This is a genomic window from Antrihabitans spumae, from assembly GCF_043944905.1.
Taxonomy (GTDB): domain Bacteria; phylum Actinomycetota; class Actinomycetes; order Mycobacteriales; family Mycobacteriaceae; genus Antrihabitans; species Antrihabitans spumae.
The window spans coordinates 249-4,050 of sequence record NZ_JBIMSN010000028.1; the positions used below are offsets into that span (position 1 = coordinate 249).

Annotated in this window: 3 protein-coding genes; 1 reads left to right on the top strand and 2 read right to left on the bottom strand. The window is 56.9% G+C overall.

The window, feature by feature from the left end:
- Window positions 1–965, top strand: a 965-nt coding sequence (locus ACHIRB_RS07550) for a hypothetical protein (RefSeq protein ID WP_395127655.1), incomplete at its 5' end; no start/stop codon positions are given.
- A gap of 163 nt (window positions 966–1,128) precedes the next feature.
- Here ACHIRB_RS07550 and ACHIRB_RS07555 read toward each other — a convergent pair.
- Complete coding sequence (locus ACHIRB_RS07555; protein WP_395126693.1) at window positions 1,129–2,886, bottom strand: UvrD-helicase domain-containing protein; 1,758 nt, start codon at window positions 2,884–2,886, stop codon at window positions 1,129–1,131.
- A gap of 135 nt (window positions 2,887–3,021) precedes the next feature.
- Complete coding sequence (locus ACHIRB_RS07560; protein ID WP_395126694.1) at window positions 3,022–3,699, bottom strand: EcsC family protein; 678 nt, start codon at window positions 3,697–3,699, stop codon at window positions 3,022–3,024.
- Window positions 3,700–3,802: the final 103 nt, after the last annotated feature.

Consider the following 3,802-nt stretch of genomic DNA (forward strand, 5'->3'; position numbering starts at 1 on the left):
GCACGTCAGCCCCGCCTCATACGAAAACCGCTTCGTCGGTAACCTCAACCTGGCCGCGTAACCAGATATCGCCGTGTCCAACATCCGGGGTCAAGGCCCTCGGCTGCATCGGTTTTGGCTGGTTCGCAGGTTACGTTTTTCACCCTGCGCTCGGCGTTGTAGTGGGATTCATCTGCGCAGCGATCTGTTTGGCAGATGTGGTTATCAACTTCGACGGCGGCCACCGCCAAACCCCCAGCGACAGAAAGGCTTTGTTGCGTGCCACGGTCGAGGTGCTCCTCCCCCGGTGTGAGGCGTTGTACGACGGCGTGCCCGGCACGGATGACTACCTAAAGGGGACTATGGCTCAACTGACGATGGACTACGCCGCGCGGAACGCCACAGGGGTACAAGCGCTCAAGCATATGAATTACGGACACGGCCGTCTCCTGGCGTTAATTGCGGTGGCCGATCGAATAGTCACCACGATCGCTAAGTCTCAATCCTGGACCAGTCAGTATCTGATCACTCACCGTGCTCGGCTTCATCCTTTTGACGAGTTGGGCCAGATCATCGATCACGCGCTCCAACTCGGCGAGGCAATAAACAAGCTTGGCTCAGGCCCCACCGGCGACCAGCCGGCAGCTGTGATGGCGAATCGGGCCTACGACATCGCCAAACAACCACTGGACCTTGTGTGGATGAAGCTCCTCGAACGCGTCACAGCCCTTGACGACTACAAGAAGAACCTTGCCCTCTTGGACACCAAGCTCAAGAATGCGGCTGTCGCCCAGCGCGCGTTGGGATTGAGCAACAATTTTGAGGACCTCTTCGCGAACGCAGTTGGTGACGAGATGGCAGCCGAGCACCTACAGAATCTCTCGGCAGAAGCGCGAGATATGACCCAAGCAGTCACCGAAATCGTCACCGCACTCGACGCCAACTTATTGTGCCTACTTGAACTCGCGCCACCGGAAAAGCACTGATTGCCGCAAGCAGTCCGGGCTCGATGAGGTTGCAGCCGCGATCGTGGTCAATGTGCGTTGTGGCAGTATGTCGTTGCCTCAGTCGAGATTTCGATGCAGTGCGCTTCCGGCGATGTCGAGCACTTCAGCTATTGGACTCATTGATTTTCCGTGGTGGCTACCATCAAGCGGGAGCTTGCGCGCTCCTTAGAAGACCTGGCAACTCAGAACTTCTCGTCAACGCAGCTTCCGCAAGTGCATCCCACCACCGACTCTTCGTGAGCCTCCGCCTCGATCCACCAGAGGTCTTCGCTCGGGTGATAACAACGCCTTTGCGCGCACGCGACAACATCACAAGGAGCACTCGCTCTTCTTCTTTCAGCTCCGGACCTGCGCTGCACCGTTCGTCCGGTAGGTGGCCCTCTTCGAAACCTGGGATGAAAACCCAGTCAAATTGCTGTCCCTTGCCGAGGTGCGCGTTCAGCAAATGCACGCCAGCGAACACAGGTTCATCTCGGTTGACGGGAAGCCGAGCTAGGGCCGAATTCAGGTCCTGGTATCCAAAGGTTGCCAACATCTCAAACACTTCACGTATGAGATCAATGGATTCGAAATCAATATGATCAATCGTTGCCACGACCCTCCGTTCCGCTTCACGAAGAGTAATGCCGATTGCCATTCTCTTCGCTGCAGCACGAATCATTTCGACGATACCAGGCTCGTACACTGCGAGATCCCAAAGTACGCAATCTATCTCGGGACGACACGCAAAGGTCTCGTCGATCCTTTGTCGCCTCCAACCCGAGCGGCAGATTATTCCAACGGAAGCAGAGGGGTCAGTTGCAATAATGGATTCAGCAGCAAGCGCGATGAACTTTCCTTCCAACGAACGCGTCTCGAAGGCTAGCGCCGCAGATACACCACCCTGGATCCAAGACTTCGGTTTATGCGCGGACAGCGGTTCCGCACCCATCGGCACTGACACTGCGTTGACCATTGCGAGTACCGCCGGAGACGAGCGATACGAGATATTCGAGCGCACAGGCTCCCCGCAGATATCGCGAAGATCTCTTTCGATTGCAGCCGGAGCAGCGCCAGCCCACCCATAGATCCCTTGCAAAGGATCACCGGCGAAGGTGCGACTCTTCGAGCACGTCCTAAGCGCGATCTCTAATTGCTGGGACGTGAGATCCTGGAACTCGTCGACGAGAACGGCACCGTACCGTTCCTGGTACCAGGCAGCCACGTCATCATTCAGCAAAAGACGCTGAGCGTGCCGTAGGAGATCTGCGTAATGCAGTTCATCGGATCGAACGCGCTCAAGCTCTACCGCAAGCGCGATACCATTCCCAAGCTTCGTCAATGCCTCAAGCACCTCGAAATCACTTAAGGGACCACATTTCACGCGACAGAGCTGTTGATCTACCTCTTCCCTAGTCCTCACATCAGACCAAGGGGCCACCCTCTCAATTGCTCGTTTAAAAGTCGTTCTTCTTGGCCAGCGCATCGAGTCCAGGTTGAAATCGAGGAGACGACGGTGGTTGAAAATGACACTGGCTGCGTGACCATGCAGGTTGCGAACAGTCACGTAATGGATGCGTCTTTTCGTACCGATCTCCGAGTCGAGTCGACTACACAGATTTGCCCTCGCTCGATTAGTGAAGGTCAAGGCGAGAACTTTCTCGTTTGCGCGGAGGAGAGGGATCAGCCCTTTTGCACGACCTGCGAGCAACTCGGTCTTGCCGCATCCTGGTGGAGCGATCAGAAGGAGGTTCCCTGCCGTACTCGTAGCAGTTTGTTCTCCCCACTTTAGTGGCACGTCACTGTCCTCTCCTGCATGTCGATAGACGGAAGCTAGCACCTGCGACCCAGTCAACTGGGTCCTATTGGCCGGCAGATCGAGCGCAGCCAAGGCGCTCGGCGCGCGCTCCTCGAAACGCACACGCTCCTCGGAATCGGACCCATACAGCAAACAATCCGAATGTCGCTAATATCGTCGCCCGCTGACTTCGTCGCATGTCCGCTCGAACAAACTCGGAGCACACGCCGCGATGCGTATCGGACCTTCGTTCGTTTTCTACGGTTCAGAGATCGGCTCCTCCACCAACCGATCCGGGAAGTTGGACTTCGCGTACTTGGCGATCGTATTCAGCCCGACGACATTGACGCCCGCACCGACGCCACCGCCCACGAGCGGAACGATCTTCACGAGATTGATCGCACCTCGCTGGCCGAATTTGGTCACGAGGCGAAAGCCGACTTTTTTATTGATGTCAATCAGCACCCGGCCCGGGACTCGTTGGATGGCTGCAATCGCGGACTTGGTACCGATCTTTGCGCCAGCTTCGCCGATTGCGGCAGCACCTCCCGCACCGAGGAGAGAAACAAGCACAACGCTCTTCACTTCCTCCGTATCGAGGTTGTAACCACGGGTGTAGGCGATTGCTGCAGTGACGCGAACAGCCGCAGCATAGAACGAGACAATGTCGGCTGGCATTCCGACGACGAGCGAGATCGGCCCGCCGACGCTCGTCACGAAGCCGGAAACGCCGACCTGACGACGATGCGTTGCGATCAATCGTTTGATGGCCTCGTCCTGGCTATTCGACGTTTGCAGCGCTTCGTCGGCGATTTGCTTGGCGCCCTTCCATGGGCCAACACCGAGCATCCCGGCGGCGAGGATCTTGTCGACTAATACGTCCGCTCGCGCTTGCAGCGCGCCATCGTTGGGGACCGCATTTGCTTCGTCGTTCATGTTCTGCCATCTTTCCTGTTTCGAGTTCGTGCGATTCAACTCCGACCTAGCCCAGATCTTTCTCCGGGCTGACGTGCCGGCTTGATCTGTTTCGGATTGGGTT